Genomic DNA, 20,992 nt, shown 5'->3' on the forward strand with positions numbered 1-20,992 from the left:
GGAGCGCCCGGCTGAAGATTGCGCTCACCGTATTGGAGAAACTTATGTCGGTATCGATGCTCGATACACCCGTACCCACCTCATCAAACCCTGATTCTTCGCAGGTCAAATCCAGCCCTGCGGCAAACAACGGCCGTGCGGCACCGGTCGCACCATCCTTCAGCGGTCAAAACGCTGCAAACGTCAGCTTCCAGTCCCGGGAAAGCGCGGCCGGGCCAGTGTTCGGCGGTCAATCGCAGGTGACAGCGCGTAATAGTGTTGCAGATCCAGCGGCCCATCAAAAAAGCGCTTCTGCGCAGTCGGGTTTACTGGATCAGATCAGGCATTGGATGAACCCATGGTTGGGTTGGGGGCGACCACCGCACCATCCAGGTTGGAGCAATCCTCCACCCCGACCCATGCCTGTCATCAGCAACCCACCGCCACGCCCATTCCCTACCTTGCCAGGCATGCCTGACCCGCAGTACTCCCTCAAGAACAATGAAGACTTGGCAATGCAGTTGCGTGACAACTTCAATGCCTTCAGGGACCCCAGGAACCCTGGGTATATCAGCGCCGACAGCATTCGAGCGATGGCGAATAAAGGTTGGTCTCCGTTTCCCAGCGTCAACGAGAACATTCGCCTGGCCAAAGAACTGCTGCGACGTCCGGAACTGATGAGTGCGCTTGACCGGCACACCTCTACCGGTGCGCTCGATGGTCTGATCGACCGGAATAATGTGAACGCAGTTATCTACGGACAAAACTACTTCAAATACAAGACTGACAAGGAATTGGCCGGTGAGATGCTCGAGCATTTCAACGAGTTGAAAGGCAGCCCCTGGAACCGAGAACTGAACGTCAACGACCTGAGAAAGCTGGCTGCCGAAAACCTGACGGGTGACTCTCCCAGGGATCACCTGATCCAGTTGTCCCAGGAAATTCTAAAGCGCAGTGATGTACTGAGGCAGATGGATGACCTGCTCAGCAGGCCGGGTGACCATAAGATCAGTTGGGCTGGGCTTTACTTTCTGGCTCGCTGAGCGACACCCAGGCGCCGCGAATCGGATGCGGCGCCTGCATCCATCCTTTCAGGAACTGTTTACGCCAATTCGCCACACAGACTTTATCCACCGGCACCAATCAACTCCGGCGGTTTTCAGATTCTGAGTGAGGGCTAACCAATGACTTCAACCTCGTTTCGTTCATCCCAGCCCAGCTGCCAAGAGCTTTTTCGCAACCCCCATGCAGAGGACACCACGCTGTTGGAGAGGGATGCCGCATCGCGCGATACCTTTGCCCCTTCGAATGTACATGCGGCCGAAGCCCAGCGGATGAAGGCTTTTGTCGGCCAGCACAAATTCCAGGCACCCGTTGCGGGTGACTTTTTCCGGGGCATGCGGGTGGAGGAAAAAAGCGCCCATGACGATACGACTGCGCCGAAAAACGCCGGCCTGCTCAATGGCCTGACCGCTTGGTGGCGCAAGCAGAAACTAGGTTGATGCTGCCGTGCGGTTACAAACACTCAAATTTTACTGGAGTCCATTTGGCCTCTCTCCGGAACCACTGTTTTCCGAGAACCACTTAATCGCTGGTTGTTGATTTCGAGGCGTTTTTGACGATCGAACAACCAGGGGCCGGTCCACGGAATCTAACTATGCTGGAGATGAACTATGTCTTTCATGATCAATAATCCAGGGGGTGTCCCGCCTGGGTTGAATACAGCGACGGGGAACGGCCATGCCCGATACGGGGTAGATGCACGCGCGCTGGGCAAATCGCTCCCCACGCAGCAGCCTTCATTCGATAGTAAGTTCGCGAACGGTGCCCAGCGGCATTTCGACGGTCAAAACCTCTACGGGGGCATGTCGAATGTGGGGAACCCCTATGTCAGTTCGGACGACCACCTGCTGGCGACTCAACTGAACAACGTCTTTCCTATGCTGGGTGATTTCAAGGAAGATGGCCGCCTGACCCTGAAATCATTGACGAACATAGCCAACGCGAAACCTGGCGAGAGCAAGGTCCCCGAACGTACGATCATGCTTGCCCGGGAGATACTCAATCGCCCACGACTGGGCGAGTCGATTGTTGGCAAGGGCAATGAAATCACCCCGGACAGCCTCGAAAAAGCCGCCAGTTTGATGATTGGCAATACCAATCCCAACACTCAGAGCGCCGACCCCTACCATGCGAAAACCGACGCACAGGTCGTCCAGGCGTTCAGGGGCATGTTTGATGACTTGCGGGACACGTCGGAAGACCGCACCTTTTTTTTCGAGAAGCACCGGTATGTGAAGAAAGAGACGATTATCGAGATGAGCAAGGATCCTGACGAAACAGACAAAAATGGTCAGGTTGTGCGGGATATGGCCACAGGGTTCCCCAAGAAGAAATACAGCGAGCAGCAGGTATACATGGCCAAGAATCTGGTCGAACGACCCGGGCTGTTGGCTTCGCTGGACAGCACCAAGGCTAACGGAACCAACATTTTCGGCAGCCACAACGACGATGGCTGGTTGAAGAACTACAGCATTGATCGCTGGTTGAAAAACGATAAGGAAGAGAAGGGGAGATAAATCGCTCAGGCGTGCATGAGCTTCTTGAAAGACTCAAGAGGCTCATGTTTTTCTTCGTTCATACCCGCAGTACTTTTCCGCTGACCGCCACCGCTACCAGCAGTACCCCGATCAACAGGAAGGCGGTTGCCAGGCTGCTGCCATGGGCAATGAACCCGATTACGGCAGGCCCGGTCAGAATGCCGGCATACCCGAGGGTGGTAATGGCCGGTACGGCAATGTGTTCCGGCATGACGTTTTGCTTGCCGACGGCGGTGTAAAGCACCGGAACAATATTTGAGCAGCCGGCCCCTACGAGGGCGTAGCCCAACAGCGCCATTTCCCAGGCGGGTGATAGCGTGGCGAGGAAGATACCGGCCGCAGCCAGCGAGCCACCGGCCACGATTACCCAGGTAGCGCCCAGGCGCCGTACGATGGCATCACCGGTCAATCGCCCCGCCGTCATGGTCAAGGCGAACGCCGCGTAGCCCAGCCCGGCGTAGGCTTCATCCAGGTCGCGCTCGGCGCTGAGGAACACCGCGCTCCAATCGAGCACCGCGCCTTCGGCCAAAAACACAATAAAACACAGGCAGCCGATAAACAGCACCACGCCATGGGGAACCGCAAAGGCAGGCCCTGAGCTTTCACTGCCATAAGGCAACAGGTGTGGGCCGGCCTTGAGCAGCGCCACCACCATGACAGCGATCACCACCAAGGTCGCCTGCAGTGGCGACAGGCCCAGCCCCAGGAGCCCGGCGACACCCGCCGCGCCGACAATCCCCCCCAGGCTGAACAATCCGTGAAACCCCGACATCATGGTTTTTCCGCTGGCTCGTTCGACAATCACCGCCTGCAAGTTGACCGTGGAATCCACTGTGCCCAGGCCGGCACCGAACAGGAACAAACCGGCCATCAGCAACGGAATCGAACTGACCGTGGCCAGCATCGGCAAGGCCAGGCAGATCATGATCGTACCGGCCGTCAGCACCCGTCGGCAGCCAAAGCGCGACGCCAATGCGCCCGCCGCCGGCATGGCGATGATCGAGCCCACCCCCAGGCACAACAGCAACAGACCCAGCGTGCCTTCACTCAAGTCTGCGCGCGCCTTGGCATAGGGCACCAAGGGAGCCCAGGCGGCGATACCGAAGCCGGCGATGAAGAAAGCGATGCGGGTCGACATTTGCTCCAGACGCCCGGGAACCACGGGCGCAGAGGTGGGGATGGCAGTCATGAAAAATCCTTGGTTTAGCGTTCAACGAACGATGTCCGGCGCGACATCCTTGCACATCAGGCCTTGGGGGGCGAGCCGGGTTCCCCTCGAGATAAGCGCCGATGATTTTTTTTACAATTCGGGAACGTTACAGGCGTTGGCAACCACACATGGGGTGTCTTTGCAGGAGGCGTTCCGGAAGGTGTGTAATTCCTGTGGGAACCGGTGAACCCCGGGTTTCTCACGGTGGATTACCACCTTCCGGACCGCCTCCCACACACCCTGCGTTGTGTAATACGCTGCTCGCCCAATCCTGTAGACAACCGAGCGGACGCATCGATGAAGATTGCAAGGCAAGTGGCGCCATGACCCAGTTCTATGACGCACGGGGCAACATTTACGGGGTCGCCAGCCCGGCGTTTTTACGACAGCAGGGCATCGAGGTGCCCAGCAGCGCGGCGCAGGCCGCGAGGACTCGCGAGGCCTGGACTGCGTCGGCCATAAGCTCCGAATGCGAGTGGGGCTCAACGCCGCGCCCAGCCAATGCCAAGGCCCACCGCTGTGATGGCTTGCTGGTTGGGCCGTTCCAGGCCGAGCCGCCGTTTGACCTGTTGATCGTGAACACCGACGGCTCCCTGGCCGAGCGCAGTGGCAATGGGTTGACGATTTTCGCCCAGGCGCTTACTGACCAAGGCTTGATGACCGAGGCCTGTGATTTGCGCGTGCACCATGACAAGCCTGACGTGGTGTCGCCGGTGGTGACTCGGGTCGAGCCTGCTGTCTATGAACACCGCTCTGGATTCTGGCTGGCATTGGGTTTGCCCGGATTCGGGCCGTCGGCCGTGGGTGCGCAAGGGGTGGAGCAGGTGTTCCTGGGCGGCATTGAACTGAGCCATGTGAAGGCGTTGGCGGCGATCAACCCACAGTGGGCATACAGTCAGTTTGTGCGTGTGGGCAATCCTCATTGTGTGACCTTGGTCGAACACGTGTCAGCCTTGCCGGACAATCTGCTGATGCAACAGCCGGCGCTGTTCGAACCGTTGCAGGCGATTGCCTTCGCCCCCCAGGCAGGAAGCGGCGAGCCATGTTTGGCCGGAGTCAATTTGCAATGGGTCGCCAGGCAATCCGGCAACCGTGTTGTTGCCCGGGTGTTCGAGCGGGGAGAGGGCCCCACGGCGTCCTCCGGCACCAGCGCCAGTGCCGTGGCATGTGCGGCGTGGCGAGCGGGTTGGGTTGAGGGCGATGATGTCGCGGTGGTGATGCCGGGCGGCACTGCGCCAGTACGCTTGCGTACCCAGGTCGATACGCTGCTGAGCGTCAGTCTGTTCGGGACTGCACGGCCTCAGACATGAAGTCTTTTGAACAGTTGACGCCCTGAGTGGGTGTCAGCTGTTTCGCTATTAATTAATTGATTAGATAAAAGTTGGTGTAGGGCATTTCTTATGCTTTAAGAAGTGGCACGTTGGCTCGGTTTGTTATTTTGTAAAAGACACTTCAATCTCAGTTGTACGAAACTTCTTTTTTATTTTTTTTGGGGCCGATTTTTTCCTGAGATCGCTAAGCTTCAAGGTGTTCAGGCGCTTTTTCTCGGCAACTTATTCACTGTTTGGCGGGGGAAGTATTTCAGTCTGGTAATAAATATCGATATTGGCGGGTAACAACGGATGGTTAACGCGTTTGTTTCGTCACGTTTCAAATTAATCCTTCCAGGCATAAAGACTGACTTTCAAGTACTGGCGTTCAAAGGCCAGGAGGTGCTTGATCAGCCATTTTTCATCCAGGTGCAGGTGGTCAGCGAAAACCCTTCACTGGATCTGGAGTCACTGCTCCACCAGCCCGCCTACCTGGCTTTTGGCGACGCCAATGAAGGCCTGAACGGGCAGATTTACGCGATTGGCCGCGATGACCCCGGGCGGCGGCTCACCCGCTATCACCTGACGTTGGCGCCGCATCTCGCCTACCTTGCCCATCGACGCGACCAGCGGATTTTCCAGCAGCGCAGCGTTCCGCAGATCATCGCGGCAGTCCTCGAACACCACGGCATCCTGGCCGACCGCTATGCCTTTGAACTGGGGCCGGTGGTCTACCCACCGCGTACGTTCTGCGTGCAATACGCGGAAACCGACCTGCATTTCATCCAGCGGCTGTGTGAAGAGGAGGGCATTCATTACCACTTCCGTCACAGCGAGAACCAGCATGTGCTGGTGTTTGGCGACGACCAGACCGTATTTCGCCGCCTGCCTGCACAGCGTTATTCGCCTGCCGGCGGGCCGCTGGCCGAAACGCGAGTTATCCAGCGTTTCGACGTACGCCTGGCTACCCGCAGCCAGCAAACGGTGCGTCGTGATCATGACTTCGAGCATCCGTCCTTATGCCTGCAAGACACCGCGGGTTCTGCCTCAGCGCAACCTCTTGAGGACTACCACTACCCGGCTGGGTTTACCGGCCATGCACGGGGTGCGCGCCTGGCTCGCAGGGGGTTGGAGCGCCTTCAGATCGGCCGATATCGAGCGTTGGGCAAGAGCGACCAGGCGGTGCTGCGCAGTGGGTATTTTCTTGAGCTGCGCGACCATCCGGATCCGGCCTGCAATGATTTATGGTTGATCACTTCGGTCCGTCACGAGGGTTATCAACCGCAGGTGCTGGAGGACGCGGCAGGTGAGGTGGATGGATTCCAGGGGTATCGCAACCGTTTCACTGCGACACCCTGGAGCGCACCGTATCGACCCCCTCTCAAGCACCCCAAGGCGACCATCCACGGCACCCAGACCGCAACGGTGACCGGGCCTGCCGGTGAGGAGGTGCATTGCGATGCATACGGTCGGGTGAAGGTACGGTTTCACTGGGACCGACTGGACAAGAGCGATGACAAAAGCAGTTGTTGGGTGCGGGTGGCATCTGGTTGGGCCGGAGACGGGTTTGGCGCAACGATGATCCCGCGGGTGGGCATGGAAGTGCTGGTGACGTTCCTTGAGGGCGACCCGGACCAGCCGTTGATCAACGGTTGCCTGCCCAATGCATTGCACATGCCGACCTATTCCTTGCCGCAACACAAGACCCGCAGCATCTTGCGCAGTCGCAGCACCCCGGGCGGAGGCGGCGGCAACGAATTGCACCTGGAAGACCACCGTGGCAAGGAACTCATCTACCTTCGGGCTCAGCGGGACCTGGAGCAACAGGTGGGGCATGACAGTCGCCTGGAAGTGGCCGGTGAGCGGCATGAAATCATCCGAGGGTTAAGCACGGTTCGCCTGGAAAGCGAGGAGCATCGTCACGTCATCGGTGACCGCAAGGTTGTGCTCAAAGCCAGCGACCATCTGGACGTGCAAGGCGATAGCCAGACCTATGTCGGGCAGACCCTGGTGATTGAAGCCGGGCAACAGGTGCATCTCAAAGCGGGTGCCGGCCTGGTGATCGACGCGGGCGTACAACTGAGCTTCAAGGCCGGCGGGGAGCACCTGGTGATCCAGGCAGGCGGCATTTTCAGCAGTCGGCCCATCACCCTCGGTGGCACCCCGTCCGCGACCGGGTCGGCGAACTCCCTGCTGGTTGCCGAGAACCCGAAAATCTCTGCCACACAGGGCGCCATCATGCACTTGGCCAGACAACTGGATGCGGACTTCTGCCCTGTATGCGAGTGCTGCCGCGAAGGCCTCTGCACTGTCGGCGGGAGGGCAGCCTGATGGAAAACCTTCCACACCGATGGATGAACCAACAGCAGCAGGCGGGGTACAGGCTGTGCCTGATGCTTGAGGGTAGTAACGCAGCTTGCCAGCCACTGTTGGCGGCACGTGGTTTTCCGGCGTACTGCCGCCTCTACGCACAAACCCCACTGGCGGAAATGGCCACGGCCGGCCCCGTGATCCTGTTGCTGGATCAAGTAGGGGAGCCCGCATTGCTCGATCTTCTGCAGGAACCTGAGATGAATTGGGGGTGGTTGGGCAGTTTGCCAAACGCGGACCTGACGGACATGTCCCGGCATTGGCGCGACCGGCTGCTGGTCGGACCGGAGAATAACCGGACGCTGTACCGCCTTCACGACAATCGTACGTTGGCGCGTGCACTCAGCCATCTGGGTCTTGAGCAATGGCCAGCATTCCTCGGCCCACTGATCAGTGTGTGCTACTGGCATGAAGGCAGTTGGCACTGTGGCGACAACCCTGCTCCCGGTGACTATCCGGTGCCCGAGCCAGCCCCTTGGTTGAACACGCCCAACCCGAATGCCAGCGCCATCCTGCACGCCAATATCCTGCGTTACCTGCTGGCTGAGCACAGTGAAGACCTGGCGGCATTGGTTGAATTTCATGATCCAAGAGTCTGGCTGACCCAGGTCCTTGAGCAGGCTCGCGCCTGGCAATGGAGTAGCCCGGAACACCTGGAGTTCCTGGTCGTGCGACGGTTGGAAGAGGCCACCCGTAGCAGCGTGATTCGGTGGCAGCCGATGGTTGGAGAAACACCGCAGGATCACTTTGAACGAGTTAAGCAGCAGTGGCACATGTTGGAGAACAAGGATGAGTAAGCGTGTATGGGGCGTGTTGCTTGCGCTGGCAATGGCGGGACTTTCGGGGTGTGCGATGAAGCCGGTTGATCGCTTTACGTTGGAGGTGGATTTACCTGCGGAATTTGAACTTAAAACTGCCGCCAACTACGGGCCCGCAACGGGCGAGACCTGCACCTTGCCAAGGCGCAGAGGCAAGAGGCCGGAGCGGAAGGTCTTTTTTACCGAGTACAAGCCGGTGGCAAGTCGGGCGAGTTATGAGTTGCCGCTGAGTGAAACGGTACAGGGGTGTCCGCTGGTATTACGCAGTGTGGAGTTTGATTTTTACGCGAAGTGGGGAACGCGGGATTCGGATGTTGGGGGGGATATGGGGGGGATTTCCATTCGGGATCGTCTGGAGGGGGATAGGCCAGGAATGCCTGAGTCGGGAGTTCAGGAACTGTCTTGGCAATGTCAGTGGTTGTTTCGAACTGTGGGGCCGATACATGCGATCAGAAAGGTTCTGAACTGTAATTCGCTGGGTGCTACAGGGCAAAAATATAAAGCTCACTCGCGCGGTGTTTTTTCGCGAGATGAATTGGGCGGGAAAAAAGTATTGATAAAGCTGAGCCTCATGAGTGAGGAGCGACCTTATATGGGCGATAACTGGGTTCGTTTTCCTCAAGGATGGAAACGCTGTCGAGGCAAAAGTTTTGAGGACCAGTACGCGTTTTGTGGGGGGAACACTACAGATTTCAAATCCTTCAAAATGCCCGATGGGCGTGTATGTGACATATATCCAAGTTGCAGTGAATAAGGATGTTCAAGCATGACGATGGAACAATGGAAAAAACCGTTTTTTAACGAAAAAATGCCCGCCTGTACGGTGCGTGGAGACTGGCTGAGTTTTTGTCTAGTGGACGAGTACGGTGACGGGAAAGCTTATGGAGGGCTCAAGTATGAAATTTTTGACAGTGTGGGGCAGCGATACGCGGGCCGTTTGAATGGAGATGGTTTTGTACGATTAGAGGGGCACTGCCGTGGTCCTGTAGTGTTGGTTTTCGATGCTATGTATCAGGAGTTGGGGAGCTACTATTCGACATTGCAGAGGCGAGAAAAGTATCCGTTACCCATCACCGACCTTCAGGTCAGAGCTGAACAAACGAAATTTTCAACATCCAGCGGTGAGCAAACCGAGAGCAATTCTGCGCGGCAGAAAGCCGACCACTTTTATCAGGTTGAAGTGAGCGACTTGGTTCGTCAGGGCTCCCATCTACCTGCCGTGACACCCACTGCTTACCGCCCCAAACGCCACGCACTAAAAATGATGGCCGATCTGGGGTTCGGTCCTTCCCAACCCTCCTTATCAGGGGTGGTGTTGTTCCCGAGCAATCACACCGTTCTCGAAGTACGTCCACTGCGAGCCCTGCGTCCAATGCTCTCCACGGAAGACCGCTTCTGTGCCTTGAATCTGTATCAACTGGCACTGTTTGCGGCGTTGAGTTACTGCGATTTTGGCCAGGAGCCCCCAGACAAACCATTTGATCAAGTGCGCTTTCCACTGGATCCCAGTGTTGGAAATTTGTTTGCTGAACAACTATCTGGGTTTCACCAGGCCTGGCGAGTTGATCCGGAGCAAGTGCGACGTTTTTATCCGCTTTATGAGGATGTCCCTTACTCACGGCGTTTTGAAATTCTGCCCTTCGATCCTGGGCTGTATCCGCAAAATCGTCCGGAGTTGGAGGAAAAACAGGAACACCCGGCGGGTTTGCACTTCTTCGATGACGAAAAAGGCGGTACTGATACCCAGGCTTTCATAACCCACCACGATGAGGTCATCCTGATAGCGGTGCGTGGCACCGCCAGCCCATCTGATGGATTGCGAGATGCCAACGCCCATCAAGTGCCCTTCATCGATGGCGTAGGCAAGGCGCACGAGGGTTTTTATCAGGCGTACCGAGCAGTGCGTAACTTCGTGTTGCGATACCTCGACCAGTTTCATGTCGGGCAACGAATAGTTATATGTGGTCATAGCCTTGGCGGCGCCATCGCGTTGCTCTTGGCTGAGGGGCTGCGCCGAATTTCCGACGCGCACTACAACATCCTCCTCTACACCTACGGCGCCCCCCGCGCCGCCGACTCTGAGTTCAACACCGGCGCCTCCACGTTGGTTCACCACCGCATCGTCAACCACAACGACCCGGTCCCCAGCGTCCCGGCCCCTTGGATGAACACCACCGCCAAACTCTGGATCCCCGGTGCCGTCACGCTATTCAGCGCCCCCACGGCCGGGGGCCTGTTGTTCGCCGCCGGCCTGGTGCGTATTGGCGGTAACCCCTACCAACACCACGGCGATCAACAGCACTTCATGCCGATCATGCTCCCGGACGGTACGCATTCGTCCGTGCTGTGGAAGCCGGGCTGCGAGTCCATTGAAGAAGCCGGCCGCAACCGAGCATGGCAAACGCGCGGTGACATGCCCGATCGCGAAGGCCTGATCAAGCAGTTGGTGCAATACAAACAGCATTTCATGACTGCCAGCTACATCCCGGCCGCCTGGGCGACGTTGCGTCGCTGGCAACAAGCTGTGGATAGCAACGGTCCTCTGGTGACCCAAAGGGAGTTTGAACTGCTCGACCATGCCCTTGCGACCATGCGCAAACAACTGCAAGACAAGCGGCGTGAACTGACTCGACAGCGCCCGGCCAACGACCGTGCCTATGAATACCATGAGCCGCTGAACGCCGAGATCGACCGCCTGCACACCAGTCGCGAACGCCTGCAAACCCTGCGCTGGCGTCGTCTTGAAGCGCGTGATGTGTATGGCAGCCATAGCCACTCCTCCAACTTGCAACCCAGTCTCAAGCGCTGGCTTCGCCATCGTGAAAACCAGGAGTTGCCTCAGGTCGCCAGCATCCCTCCCGCTGCGCAGAGTGAGCTGGGGAGGGCACAACCGCTGGATCTCGACTCAATCGTGTGATCGGCGTGCTTATACAAACTCCACCTGCGCCGGCTGGCGTTTCATCAGCACCTTGCCGTGGCGAATCGAGTACAGCGGTAGCCCTTGGCTGCGAATCACCTCGTAGTCGCTGTCGGCTGAGAGGATCAACAGGTTGGCCGGGCGCCCGGCCTCAAGGCCGTAACGGTCACCCAGGGCCATGGCCTTGGCGCTGTTGTCGGTCACCAGGTCGAGGGCGCTTTGCAGGTTGCGGTAGCCGAGCATATGGCAGATGTGCAAACCGGCTTCCAGCACGCGCAGGATGTTGCCGTTGCCCAGCGGGTACCAGGGATCGACGATGGAGTCCTGGCCAAAGCATACGTTCATGCCGGCCTCCAGCAGCTCGTTGACCCGGGTGACGCCGCGGCGTTTCGGGAAGCTGTCGAAGCGGCCCTGCAGGTGGATGCTTTCGGTGGGGCAAGAGACGAAGCTGATCCCGGAGTGCCCCAGCAGGCGGAAGAGTTTGGCGCAGTAGGCATTGTCGTAGGAGCCCATGGCCGTGGTGTGGCTGGCGGTGACGCGGGCGCCCATGTCGCGGCTACGGGCTTCTTCGGCGAGCACTTCGAGGAAGCGTGAATGCGGGTCGTCGGTTTCGTCGCAGTGCACATCCACCAGGCAGCCGGTGCGCTCGGCCAGGTCCATCAGGAACTTGACTGAACTCACGCCTTGGTCGCGGGTGTATTCAAAGTGGGGGATGCCGCCGATCACATCAGCGCCGAGGCGAATGGCTTCTTCCATCAGCTCGCGGCCGTTGCGGTACGACTCGATGCCTTCCTGGGGAAAGGCGACGATTTGCAGGTCGATCAGGTGCGTGCTTTCTTCGCGCACTTGCAGCATGGCCTTGAGCGCCGTGAGGTCGGGGTCGGTGACATCGACATGGGTGCGTACATGCTGGATGCCGTGGGCGGCGAGGGCCTGGATGGTTTTTTTGGCGCGGGTCCTGGTGTCTTCCTCGGTGATGGTGGCCTTGCGTTCGCCCCAGCACTCGATGCCTTCGAACAGGGTGCCGCTCATGTTCCAGCGCGGTTCGCCGGCGGTGAGGGTGGCATCGAGGTGAATATGCGGTTCGACGAAGGGCGGTATCACCAGGTTGCCGGCCGCATCCAGGTCATCGGCCGCCATTAACGGTGCTGTTGTTTGTGGGGTGATGCTGGCGATCCGGCGGTGTTCCAGGTGCAGATCATGCAGGCCTTCACGGTTGCGCAGGCGGGCGTTGATGATGTGCATGGGCAAGTTCCTCTTGGCTAAAAACAATCAGGCAGACAGCCGCCAGATCATCAGGGCGATGCCGATGTCCAGGCGGTCATAAGCGTTATCCAGCGTCAGTCCACACAGGGCTTCGATGCGCTGGACACGGTGTGTCAGGGTATTGCGGTGTACGGCCAGGCGTTGGGCGGCAGCCACAAGGTTACCATTCTCGTGAAACCAGGCTTCCAGGGTCGGCATCAGGCTGGGCCCGTGGTGCAGGTCGTGACGCAGCAGCGGGCCCAGGCGTTCATTGAGGAATTGGTCGAGCAGGGCGCGATCACGCACGCCGCTGAGCAGCTTGAGCACGCCCAGTTCGTCATACACGCACAGCCCGGCACGTTCGCTGAACCGTCGTGCCGCCGTCAATGCCTGGCGTGCTTCGTCCTGCGCCTGGGCCAGGTGCGCGGGTGGGTGTGAAGCGGCACTCAGGCCGATAAACAATTTCAGCGGCGCCAGGCGCAGGTTAAGCGGGTTCAGCCAGTTGGCCAATTGTTGGCGGTTGGCCAACGCCGTGACGGCGTCCGGTGCTGGCAGCAGCAGGGTCCATTGCCCGGCGCGACCCAGTACCGGCAGCACCGCCGATAACTGACGCAAGCGTCGACTGATAGCGTCGTGTTGCCGCGCCAGCTGCGCCTCCACCTGTGCCGCGTCGCCTTGGGCAAACAGCAGCTCACTGCCTTCCACTTGCAGTTGGGCGACCTGCCAATGCCCGGCCAGTGACATGTTCAATTGCACGGCCCGATGCATCAGCAAATCCAGGGATTGATAATCCCCGGTCAGCAAGCGCTCCAGCACGTCGTGCCGCGAGCGCCCCAGTTGCTCGGACTGGATCAGCGCCGAACCAATCGCCTGGGTCACCAGCACCATTTTCAGCGAGTAGGGCTGCTCGATCAGCGGCATGCCGGCGGCTTCGGCGGCGTCGAGCAAGCGCTGGGGAATCGCCTGGATATACGCCGCTCCCGTCAGGATCACCAGCCCGGCCACTTGGCGCTGGCAGGCTTCGTCCAGCAGTTGCAGGAGGTTGGTCTCATCCCGAGGGTGATTGATGCCGGTGACGAACACCAATTCACCGCCCAGGACCCACTCGGCGATCCCGCTGTTTTCCGCCACATAAGGCCAACGCACGACGTTATCCAGGGCGGCAGCGCCGGCGCGCAGGCGCATGGATTCCAGGCCCGGCAACGCCAGTACATCCGCAATCGTCAGGCTCATGCCCGGGCATCAGCCAAAGGTACACGCAGCACGGCGGTGAGTACGACGTAAGTCAGCGACGCGGCAGCGATGCCCACCAACGGCGCGACCCACGGCGAGTTGAACGCCAGCACGGTACCCACCGCATACGCCACCAGCCCGGCCCAGTTGAAGGCCGGCAGGCGTGCATCCGCCAGGCGCGGGTAGTGGCCGCGCCAGCGGTAGAAGAAGTCCGCCATGATCACCCCGCCAATCGGCGGAATCACCGTACCCAGCAGGATCAGGTACGGCACCAGCATGTCGTACATGCCCAGCAACGCCAGCAAGGTGCCGATCACCGCACCCGCCAACGTCACGGTTTTGCGGCGTTTGGTGCGCAGCAGGTTGCAACCGGCCACGGCGAAGTTGTAGATGGTGTTGTCCTGGGTGCTCCAGATATTGAGCAGCAACATGGCCATTGCCGCCATGGCGAAGCCTTGCAGCAGCAACACTTCGACCACATCGGGCTGTTGGTAGACGATGGCGCCATAGGCGCCGATCAGCACCATCAAACCATTGCCGATAAAGAACCCGATCAGGCTGGCCAGCACCGCGACCTTGGCCGAGCGGGAAAACCGCGTCCAGTTGGTGGCCTGGGTGGCGCCGCTGACAAACGTGCCGAACACCAGGGTGATCGCCGTGGACACATCCAGCTCGCCGGTCGGCACCACCGCCAGCAGCCCATCCAGCCCGCCGACTTTCACCGTGGCGACCCACATCGACAGCAACAGCAACAGGCCCATGGCCGGCACCGCGATGTAGGAAAGAATCTCCAGCCCGCGATAGCCCACGTAGGCCGTGGCGCAAAACACCAGGCCGAACAGCACCATCAACGCCAGCACGCTGCCCTGGCTCAGCTCGAAATACTTGCCGAGCACCACGGCGGCCGTGGCGGTGCCCCAGGCGTACCAGCCGATCTGGGTGAAACCGAGGATCAAGTCACTGAGCTTGCTGCCCACCTCGCCAAAGCAGAAGCGGCCCATCAACACCGAGTTCAGCCCGCTCTTGAACGCGATGTAACCCAGGCCTGCGGCGTAGATACCCAGCAGCAGGTTACCCAAGGCCACCACGCCGAGCATCTCGGTGAAACTGAACGCCACCCCGAGCTTGCCGCCGGCAAACATGGTTGCGGTAAAAAAGGTAAAGCCCAACAGCACCATGGCGGTCGACGCCAGGCCCTTGCGCGCATGCATGGGGACTTCGCTTAAGGGGTAATCGTTACCCGGTTCTTGCTGCGTCATGTCCGTGCTCCCTGAATGAGTGACGCAGGCCTATTGCACCGGGCGTGCCAAATCAGCGGCAGTGACAGGCGCACGGTCGACGCTGTGCACTGTGCACAGTATTTATAGCCAAATAGGGGGGAAACGCAGGTAGGCGTGTTCGCTGTGCCCAATCGGGCACGAAAGCGGTGCAGCAGTGGTACAAATTGGATCAGTCGAACAACGTCTGCGTGGTCTCGCCGCGATGAAAGGCAAACGCCGCCTCCAGATCACTTTCGATGGTGCGCCCCCTGGACAGCGGCGGCAGGTCGTCGAGGGTAAAAAAGCCCACCTCGGTGGTCTCAATCCCGGCCACCGGCGCCAGTTGATCCACCCGTTCACACAGGAAATACAACTTGTAGAAATCCCGCACATCCGGCCGATACAACCCCTTGGCCTTGTGGGTGACGCTGTACAGTGCCCGCGCAGTAACGCTCAGCCCGGCTTCCTCGCGAATTTCCTTGATGATGTTTTCCGCCGCCGACAAACCGATATCGGCATAACCACCGGGCAGCGCCCAGCAGCCGTCAGTGGCCTCGCGCACCAGCAGAATGCGCTCACCCTCGATCACCGCGCCACGCACGTCGATCATCGGCGTCGAATAGCGCTGGGCGAAATCCGAAACCAGCCCGGTGATGCGCTCCAGTGGCACGTTGCCCAGCTGCGCCAGCATGCTGTGGGCAATCTCGGCGATTTCTTCCAGGCGTTCGCGCTCGAAATCATCGGTGCAAAAGTGCAGCCCCGTGGAAGCCAATGCTTGCAAGCGTTTGGCTTGGGCCAGCCAGGTAGTTTCCATGGACATCTCCTCGGTGGCGAAGAAAGGGAAGGGTGGAAGGGTGCTACGGGAGGCACAAAAAAACCACCGCAAGGGTGGTTTTTTAACATCGTAGGCTTACTCGCCGCGATAGATGCAGCCGCTGGTGCAGGTCTCGTGGATGCGGATCGCACTGAGTTCCGGCAACAGCGGTTTGAGTTCAGTCCAGATCCACTTGGCCAGCACCTCGCTGGTGGGGTTTTCCAGGCCTGGGATGTCATTCAGGTAGTTGTGGTCGAGGCGTTCGTAGAGCGGCTTGAAAATCGCCTTGATCTCCGAAAAGTCGCGAATCCAGCCGGTATGGGGATCCAGGTCGCCGCTCAGGTGGATCGCCACCTTGAACGAATGCCCATGCAGGCGCCCGCATTTGTGGCCTTCCGGTACGTGGGGCAGGCGGTGGGCGGACTCGAAGGTAAACTCTTTGAAGATTTCCACAGTATTTTTCAGCTCGGTCAGGTATCTGGCAGGCGGCGAGTTTAACAGCTTGATCCCATGCCGCGCATACCGCTGGGTCAAAGCGCCTGCAAGCGCTCGCCCAGGCCACCGTTATCGGCCAGTTGCAGAAACTCATCGCCCAGCCGCCGGCTCTCGCTCATCGCGGTTTGCCAGTACTTGTTGCGACTCGGGTCGTCGCCCATGAAGCGCTTGAAGTCGCTGCGGTCTGGCAGTTTGCCGTGGGGCAGGCGGGCCAGGTAGTCCTTGGACGGCGCCAGCAGCAACACATCCTGTAAGCCTTGCTGGTTGCTGCGCCGCCATGGCAGGCCCTTGTCGAACCAGCCGGGGATGACCCGGTCGGTGAAGTGCGGGTACAGCACGATGTCATCGCCGTGGTAGGGCAAGTCGAGGTGGTAGTCCAGCAGGCCGCCGTCGCGGTAGGTGCCGGTGCCGGCTCCGGGCAGGTCGCGCACGCCTTGCATCGCCATGGGGATCGAACCGGACGCCAGCAGCGCCTGGCGCAGGTTGCCCATGTCCAACTCAAGGAAGCGTGAGGGGAAATCCTTCAGCGGGTGCACCGGCGGTGCCTGGCGCGGGTCGTGGATGATCAGCCGCTCGAAATGCCGCGCCAGCCGCGCTCGGCCGCGCAGGTTGTCTGCAATCACCGATGACAGGCCCAACCCCAGGCGCCCGCGGTGGTCGTCGGCGAGCAGGCCGTGGCTCTTGACCACCATGATGTTCAGTCGGTAGTCGGGGTTGTCCAGTACCCGTGCGTCGCGGCCGGCCAGCAGGTCGTCGAGCATGCGCTGGCAGCTGCGGCTGACTTCGGCCATGGTCACGCCTTTGGCAAAGCGTTGTTCGTTGTACAGGCGGCCGAGGTCCAGCAGGCCTTGTACCGGGTCGGGCAGGCAGGCGCTGGCAAACCGCCAGGAACCGATCGATGCACCGATCAGCGCACGCTCCCGTGGCGCACGCGGCAGCCAGTCGCCGAACAGCGCCAGGTCCAGGCCCTGGATCCCCAGCGCCTTGGGGCCGCCGGCCGCTCCGGGGAGTATGCCGACATCCGCAGGCTTGAGGCCCTGTTCGCGAATGCGCGCAAAGGCGCGTTTGCCGGCCTTGAGGGTCAGGGCGGGGAACTTGATGTGGATGGCTGTCATACCGGTCTCTGTTGAAGCGGGGTGTAGGAGCAAACTTGCTCGCGAAAAACGTTAACGATACCGCGTGAATCCTGAATAAACATCGTAGCCCGTCGCGCCTGCTGGAAATTGCCATGGTGGCAATTCAGTTTCAGTTAAGTTGCAGCAGCTACCGTGGCCGGCGTAGGAAAAACATCGTGTAACGGAGACTCATCATGAAACGCCTCACTGCTCTGGTCGCCGCCGCTATCATCGCCGCCACGGCGACTCAGGCCGGAGCCGTGGACCCCGACAAACCACTGATCGTGCCCGCCACTGTTACAATTGTCGCGTTCGACCAGCTCGAAGCCACAGCCCAGGCCCTGCATCCCGGCTCAACGCTGCTGGACACCGACCTGGACGAGGCTTACGGCAAGTATGTCTATGAAGTCGAACTGCAAGATGCCGACGGCATTGAATGGGAGGTCGAATTGGACGCGCTCACCGGGCAGGTTCTCAAGAATCATCAGGATACGTAATGAAGGTAAATTTACGCGCCGGCAGTCGAATGGCGTTGGTGCTGGTGGTGTTCTGCTCAGGCTTGCAGGCCCGCGACCTCAACCAGGATGAAGCCTTGGCGCTGCGCCAGCAGGGGGTGATCCTGCCCCTGGAGCAGTTGTTGCAGCAGGCCATGGCGCGGTATCCCGGCTCGCGCTTGCTGGAAGCCGAGCTTGAGAAGAAACACGGCCAATATGCCTACGAAGTGGAACTGGTGACCACCGACGGCGTGGTTCGAGAGATCAAACTCGACGCCACCAACGGTGTACTGATCAAAGACGAGGAAGACTGATGCGCCTGCTCCTGGTGGAAGACAACGTACCCCTGGCCGATGAACTGCTGGCCGGCCTGCAGCGCCAGGGTTATGCCGTCGACTGGCTGGCCGACGGCCGCGACGCCGCGTACCAGGGCCGCAGCGAACCCTACGACCTGATCATCCTCGACCTCGGCCTGCCCGGTTTGCCCGGTCTTGAGGTGTTGGCGCAATGGCGCGCCGCCGCGCTGGCCACCCCGGTGCTGATCCTCACCGCCCGCGACTCCTGGGCCGAGCGCATCGAAGGGCTCAAGGCCGGTGCCGACGATTACCTGAGCAAACCCTTTCACCCCGAAGAGCTGCACCTGCGCATCCAGGCGCTGTTGCGCCGCTCCCACGGGCAGGCCAACCAACCTACGCTGCAAGCCGCTGGCCTGCACTTGGATGAAGGGCGCCAATGCGTACTGCGCGACGGCGACGAGATCCAATTGACCGCCGCCGAATTCCGCCTGTTGCGCTACTTCATGTTGCACCCTGAACAAATTCTCTCGAAAAGTCATTTGGCCGAGCACCTGTACGATGGCGAGACCGAGCGCGACTCCAACGTGCTGGAAGTGCACGTCAACCACCTGCGTCGCAAGCTCGGCCGCAGCGTGATCGAAACCCGGCGCGGCCAGGGCTACCGGTTTGGCGCCAGCCCTGCATGAAGTCGATTCAGCGCCGCCTGAGCCTGGGCCTGATCAGCGTGATGGTGATCGTCGGCGTGGTGTTGGCGCAAACCAGCCTGTGGTTGTTCGAGGCCGGTTTGCAACGCTACCTGGAAGCCGGGCTGCGCAACGACGCCGAGAACCTGTTGGTCGCCCTGGTACGCGGGCCCAACGGTGTACAGCTGGATGAACAGCGCCTGTCGCCGGCCTACCAGCGGCCGTTTTCCGGGCATTATTTCCGTATCGATTTTGCCGACACTCACTGGCGTTCCCGTTCGCTGTGGGACCAGGAGTTACCTCGACTGCCGGAGGCCGGGCTCAAGGGCAACCTGCAACTGGGGCCGGAAGGCCAGCAATTGCTGGTACTGCGTTCGGACTACAAGCGCTTTGGCCAATCGATTTCCATCAGCGTGGCGCAGGACTACACCCCTGTGCGGGAGAGCTTTCGCCTGATGCGTCGGATTGGCCTGGTGCTGGGGCTGGCGGCACTGCTGCTGGTGTTGTTTTTGCAACGAGTCACCGTACGTCGCGCCTTGCGCCCGCTGGAAACCGCGCGCAATCAGATCGCCCAGTTGCAACAGGGCCAACGCTCGCAACTCGACACCCAGGTGCCGCTGGAACTGGAACCACTGGTCGCCCAGATCAACCACCTGCTGGCCCACACCGAAGACAGCCTCAAGCGCTCGCGCAACGCCCTCGGCAACCTTGGGCATGCGCTGAAAACCCCGCTGGCGGTGCTGTTGAGCGCAGCGTCGAGCGAGGCACTCAAGGACCACCCCGAACTGAGCAAACTGTTGCGCGAACAATTGGAGCAGGTGCAACAACGCCTCAACCGTGAGCTCAATCGCGCACGGCTCGCCGGCGAAACCCTGCCGGGTGCCTTGTTCGACTGTGAAAAAGAACTGCCCGGCCTGCTCGCCACCTTGAACATGATCCATGGCGAACACCTGGACCTCAGCTACCACGTCGCGCCGGGCCTGCAACTGCCTTGGGACCGCGAGGATTTGCTGGAGCTGCTTGGCAACCTGTTGGACAACGCCTGCAAATGGGCGGATGCCGAGGTGCGCTTAAGTGTCAGCGAGACGCCGCACAGTTACCTGCTGGCGGTGGAAGATGACGGCCCCGGCATTCCCGAGGCCCAGCGTGACCAGGTCTTCAGCCGCGGTGCACGCCTGGACGAACAGATCGACGGCCATGGCCTGGGGCTGGGGATCGTGCGGGACATTGTCGAGGTGTGGGGCGGGGTGTTGCAGTTGCAGGAGAGCGAGCTGGGCGGTTTGAAGGCATTGATCGAATTACCCAAACGCCATGGCTGACACACCGTAGATCAAAATGTGGGAGGGGGTTCGCCACAGGGGTAGTGGCCCCCCACATTGGACTGCCTTCGACCCTCAGACGCGGAACTGGTCCATTAACCCCTGCTGCTGATTCGCCAGGCTGTTCAACGCCTGGCTCACCCGCGCCGACTCATTGGCCTGTTCCGACAGCGATTCGGTCACATCGCGAATGGTCGCCACATTGTGGTTGATCTCTTCGGCCACCGCGCTTTGCTCTTCGGCGGCGCTGGCGATTTGCAGGTTCATGTCGCTGATCACCGTGACCGCATCGCCGATCTGGCGCAGGGCGGTGACGGCCTCGCCGACCTGTTCGACACTGCCCTGGGCCTGGCGGTAGCTGTTGCCCATGGAACCCACGACCTCTTCGGTGCCGCTCTGCAATTGCTCGATCACCAGGCGGGTCTCCTCCACCGACTCCTGGGTACGCCGTGCCAAGTTGCGTACCTCGTCGGCGACCACGGCAAACCCACGGCCGGCCTCACCGGCGCGGGCGGCTTCGATCGCCGCGTTGAGCGCCAGCAGGTTGGTTTGCTCGGCGATGCCGCGAATCACTTCCAGCACTGAACCGATCTTCTCGCTGTTGGCGGCCAGGCCTTCGACCTGGGCCATGGCGGTGCTCATGTCCGCCGCCAACTCGCCGATGTTGCTGGTGGTGCGGTCGATCACCGTCAGGCCGTCGCGGGTGGCCTGGTCGGCATCGCGCGCGGCCTGGGCTGCCTGGGCGGCGCTGCGGGCCACGTCCTGGGCGGTGGCGCTCATTTCGTGGGAGGCGGTGGCCACCTGGTCGACCTGGCGGTACTGCTGCTCCATGCCG

20 protein-coding genes are annotated in these 20,992 nt (G+C 60.3%); 12 read left to right on the plus strand and 8 right to left on the minus strand.

Annotation, left to right across the window (positions count from 1 at the left end; all coding sequences use genetic code 11):
* Positions 1 to 44 precede the first annotated feature (44 nt).
* The 3 genes from ACHPFG_RS10810 (at position 45) to ACHPFG_RS10820 (ending at position 2,558) form a co-directional block, all read left to right on the plus strand.
* A complete protein-coding gene (locus ACHPFG_RS10810; RefSeq protein ID WP_431702355.1) occupies positions 45 to 1,022 on the plus strand; it encodes a type III secretion effector protein in 978 nt (325 codons plus the stop codon).
* Between the two features lie 141 nt (positions 1,023 to 1,163).
* On the plus strand, positions 1,164 to 1,481 hold the full coding sequence (locus ACHPFG_RS10815) for a type III secretion protein (RefSeq protein WP_339453195.1): 318 nt from the start codon (positions 1,164 to 1,166) through the stop codon (positions 1,479 to 1,481).
* Between the two features lie 171 nt (positions 1,482 to 1,652).
* Positions 1,653 to 2,558: a hypothetical protein gene (locus ACHPFG_RS10820; protein ID WP_431702356.1), complete on the plus strand. Its 906-nt coding sequence runs from the start codon at positions 1,653 to 1,655 to the stop codon at positions 2,556 to 2,558.
* A gap of 58 nt (positions 2,559 to 2,616) precedes the next feature.
* On the opposite strand, the gene ACHPFG_RS10825 is transcribed toward ACHPFG_RS10820, so the two are convergent.
* Entirely contained in the window at positions 2,617 to 3,768 is a 1,152-nt protein-coding gene (locus ACHPFG_RS10825; RefSeq protein WP_431702357.1) for an MFS transporter, read from the minus strand.
* A 344-nt stretch (positions 3,769 to 4,112) separates the two neighbouring features.
* On the opposite strand from ACHPFG_RS10825, the gene ACHPFG_RS10830 reads away from it, so the two are divergent.
* From ACHPFG_RS10830 to ACHPFG_RS10850, 5 genes are all read left to right on the plus strand, one after another.
* Positions 4,113 to 5,099: a diaminopimelate epimerase gene (locus ACHPFG_RS10830; RefSeq protein WP_431702358.1), complete on the plus strand. Its 987-nt coding sequence runs from the start codon at positions 4,113 to 4,115 to the stop codon at positions 5,097 to 5,099.
* A 312-nt stretch (positions 5,100 to 5,411) separates the two neighbouring features.
* The gene (locus tag ACHPFG_RS10835) at positions 5,412 to 7,430 is read left to right on the plus strand and encodes a type VI secretion system tip protein VgrG (RefSeq protein ID WP_431702359.1); all 2,019 of its coding nucleotides are present in this window, start codon (positions 5,412 to 5,414) and stop codon (positions 7,428 to 7,430) included.
* Positions 7,430 to 8,266 (plus strand): DUF4123 domain-containing protein, encoded by an 837-nt coding sequence (locus ACHPFG_RS10840; protein ID WP_431702360.1) that lies wholly within the window; start codon positions 7,430 to 7,432, stop codon positions 8,264 to 8,266. The genes ACHPFG_RS10835 and ACHPFG_RS10840 overlap by 1 nt, the downstream gene beginning before the upstream one ends.
* A complete protein-coding gene (locus ACHPFG_RS10845) occupies positions 8,259 to 9,041 on the plus strand; it encodes a hypothetical protein (protein WP_339453185.1) in 783 nt (260 codons plus the stop codon). Before ACHPFG_RS10840 ends, ACHPFG_RS10845 begins: the two co-directional genes overlap by 8 nt.
* A gap of 12 nt (positions 9,042 to 9,053) precedes the next feature.
* The gene (locus ACHPFG_RS10850) at positions 9,054 to 11,204 is read left to right on the plus strand and encodes a lipase family protein (RefSeq protein WP_431702361.1); all 2,151 of its coding nucleotides are present in this window, start codon (positions 9,054 to 9,056) and stop codon (positions 11,202 to 11,204) included.
* Between the two features lie 9 nt (positions 11,205 to 11,213).
* On the opposite strand, the gene codA is transcribed toward ACHPFG_RS10850, so the two are convergent.
* The 6 genes from codA to ACHPFG_RS10880 form a co-directional block, all read right to left on the minus strand.
* The gene (gene codA / locus ACHPFG_RS10855) at positions 11,214 to 12,449 is read right to left on the minus strand and encodes a cytosine deaminase (RefSeq protein ID WP_431702362.1); all 1,236 of its coding nucleotides are present in this window, start codon (positions 12,447 to 12,449) and stop codon (positions 11,214 to 11,216) included.
* A 27-nt stretch (positions 12,450 to 12,476) separates the two neighbouring features.
* Positions 12,477 to 13,682 (minus strand): PucR family transcriptional regulator, encoded by a 1,206-nt coding sequence (locus ACHPFG_RS10860; protein ID WP_431702363.1) that lies wholly within the window; start codon positions 13,680 to 13,682, stop codon positions 12,477 to 12,479.
* Positions 13,679 to 14,941, minus strand: coding sequence for a cytosine permease (gene codB, locus ACHPFG_RS10865; RefSeq protein ID WP_131700021.1), 1,263 nt, complete (start codon positions 14,939 to 14,941; stop codon positions 13,679 to 13,681). Before codB ends, ACHPFG_RS10860 begins: the two co-directional genes overlap by 4 nt.
* 190 nt (positions 14,942 to 15,131) lie before the next feature.
* Positions 15,132 to 15,755 (minus strand): NUDIX hydrolase, encoded by a 624-nt coding sequence (locus tag ACHPFG_RS10870; protein WP_431702364.1) that lies wholly within the window; start codon positions 15,753 to 15,755, stop codon positions 15,132 to 15,134.
* Positions 15,756 to 15,851: 96 nt separating this feature from the next.
* The gene (gene queD / locus ACHPFG_RS10875; RefSeq protein WP_003237990.1) at positions 15,852 to 16,208 is read right to left on the minus strand and encodes a 6-carboxytetrahydropterin synthase QueD; all 357 of its coding nucleotides are present in this window, start codon (positions 16,206 to 16,208) and stop codon (positions 15,852 to 15,854) included.
* A gap of 77 nt (positions 16,209 to 16,285) precedes the next feature.
* Positions 16,286 to 17,365, minus strand: coding sequence for a patatin-like phospholipase family protein (locus tag ACHPFG_RS10880; RefSeq protein WP_431702365.1), 1,080 nt, complete (start codon positions 17,363 to 17,365; stop codon positions 16,286 to 16,288).
* 194 nt (positions 17,366 to 17,559) lie between these two features.
* Between ACHPFG_RS10880 and ACHPFG_RS10885 the strand changes: the two genes are divergently transcribed.
* The 4 genes from ACHPFG_RS10885 to ACHPFG_RS10900 are packed head-to-tail and all read left to right on the plus strand — an operon-like array spanning position 17,560 to position 20,157.
* A complete protein-coding gene (locus ACHPFG_RS10885) occupies positions 17,560 to 17,862 on the plus strand; it encodes a PepSY domain-containing protein (RefSeq protein ID WP_431702366.1) in 303 nt (100 codons plus the stop codon).
* Entirely contained in the window at positions 17,862 to 18,173 is a 312-nt protein-coding gene (locus ACHPFG_RS10890; RefSeq protein WP_131700017.1) for a PepSY domain-containing protein, read from the plus strand. The genes ACHPFG_RS10885 and ACHPFG_RS10890 overlap by 1 nt, the downstream gene beginning before the upstream one ends.
* On the plus strand, positions 18,173 to 18,841 hold the full coding sequence (locus ACHPFG_RS10895) for a response regulator transcription factor (RefSeq protein WP_027603141.1): 669 nt from the start codon (positions 18,173 to 18,175) through the stop codon (positions 18,839 to 18,841). Before ACHPFG_RS10890 ends, ACHPFG_RS10895 begins: the two co-directional genes overlap by 1 nt.
* The gene (locus tag ACHPFG_RS10900) at positions 18,838 to 20,157 is read left to right on the plus strand and encodes a sensor histidine kinase (RefSeq protein WP_431702367.1); all 1,320 of its coding nucleotides are present in this window, start codon (positions 18,838 to 18,840) and stop codon (positions 20,155 to 20,157) included. The genes ACHPFG_RS10895 and ACHPFG_RS10900 overlap by 4 nt, the downstream gene beginning before the upstream one ends.
* Positions 20,158 to 20,232: 75 nt before the next feature.
* Here ACHPFG_RS10900 and ACHPFG_RS10905 read toward each other — a convergent pair whose 3' ends face one another.
* A complete protein-coding gene (locus ACHPFG_RS10905) occupies positions 20,233 to 20,988 on the minus strand; it encodes a methyl-accepting chemotaxis protein (protein WP_371920978.1) in 756 nt (251 codons plus the stop codon).
* Positions 20,989 to 20,992: the final 4 nt, after the last annotated feature.

The organism is Pseudomonas sp. BR20 (assembly GCF_050780135.1).
Taxonomy (GTDB): Bacteria; Pseudomonadota; Gammaproteobacteria; order Pseudomonadales; family Pseudomonadaceae; genus Aquipseudomonas.

Excerpts from the sequence above, each read along its gene's own strand:
- ACHPFG_RS10860 (WP_431702363.1), bottom strand. The coding sequence starts at position 13,682 with ATGAGCCTGACGATTGCGGATGTACTGGCGTTGCCGGGCCTGGAATCC.
- ACHPFG_RS10880 (WP_431702365.1), bottom strand. The coding sequence starts at position 17,365 with ATGACAGCCATCCACATCAAGTTCCCCGCCCTGACCCTCAAGGCCGGC.
- codA (WP_431702362.1), bottom strand. The coding sequence starts at position 12,449 with ATGCACATCATCAACGCCCGCCTGCGCAACCGTGAAGGCCTGCATGAT.
- ACHPFG_RS10900 (WP_431702367.1), top strand. The coding sequence starts at position 18,838 with ATGAAGTCGATTCAGCGCCGCCTGAGCCTGGGCCTGATCAGCGTGATG.
- ACHPFG_RS10885 (WP_431702366.1), top strand. The coding sequence starts at position 17,560 with ATGAAACGCCTCACTGCTCTGGTCGCCGCCGCTATCATCGCCGCCACG.
- ACHPFG_RS10870 (WP_431702364.1), bottom strand. The coding sequence starts at position 15,755 with ATGGAAACTACCTGGCTGGCCCAAGCCAAACGCTTGCAAGCATTGGCT.
- ACHPFG_RS10820 (WP_431702356.1), top strand. The coding sequence starts at position 1,653 with ATGTCTTTCATGATCAATAATCCAGGGGGTGTCCCGCCTGGGTTGAAT.
- ACHPFG_RS10835 (WP_431702359.1), top strand. The coding sequence starts at position 5,412 with ATGGTTAACGCGTTTGTTTCGTCACGTTTCAAATTAATCCTTCCAGGC.
- ACHPFG_RS10845 (WP_339453185.1), top strand. The coding sequence starts at position 8,259 with ATGAGTAAGCGTGTATGGGGCGTGTTGCTTGCGCTGGCAATGGCGGGA.
- ACHPFG_RS10840 (WP_431702360.1), top strand. The coding sequence starts at position 7,430 with ATGGAAAACCTTCCACACCGATGGATGAACCAACAGCAGCAGGCGGGG.
- ACHPFG_RS10830 (WP_431702358.1), top strand. The coding sequence starts at position 4,113 with ATGACCCAGTTCTATGACGCACGGGGCAACATTTACGGGGTCGCCAGC.
- ACHPFG_RS10905 (WP_371920978.1), bottom strand. The coding sequence starts at position 20,988 with ATGGAGCAGCAGTACCGCCAGGTCGACCAGGTGGCCACCGCCTCCCAC.
- codB (WP_131700021.1), bottom strand. The coding sequence starts at position 14,941 with ATGACGCAGCAAGAACCGGGTAACGATTACCCCTTAAGCGAAGTCCCC.
- ACHPFG_RS10895 (WP_027603141.1), top strand. The coding sequence starts at position 18,173 with ATGCGCCTGCTCCTGGTGGAAGACAACGTACCCCTGGCCGATGAACTG.
- ACHPFG_RS10850 (WP_431702361.1), top strand. The coding sequence starts at position 9,054 with ATGACGATGGAACAATGGAAAAAACCGTTTTTTAACGAAAAAATGCCC.
- ACHPFG_RS10890 (WP_131700017.1), top strand. The coding sequence starts at position 17,862 with ATGAAGGTAAATTTACGCGCCGGCAGTCGAATGGCGTTGGTGCTGGTG.
- ACHPFG_RS10810 (WP_431702355.1), top strand. The coding sequence starts at position 45 with ATGTCGGTATCGATGCTCGATACACCCGTACCCACCTCATCAAACCCT.
- ACHPFG_RS10825 (WP_431702357.1), bottom strand. The coding sequence starts at position 3,768 with ATGACTGCCATCCCCACCTCTGCGCCCGTGGTTCCCGGGCGTCTGGAG.
- ACHPFG_RS10815 (WP_339453195.1), top strand. The coding sequence starts at position 1,164 with ATGACTTCAACCTCGTTTCGTTCATCCCAGCCCAGCTGCCAAGAGCTT.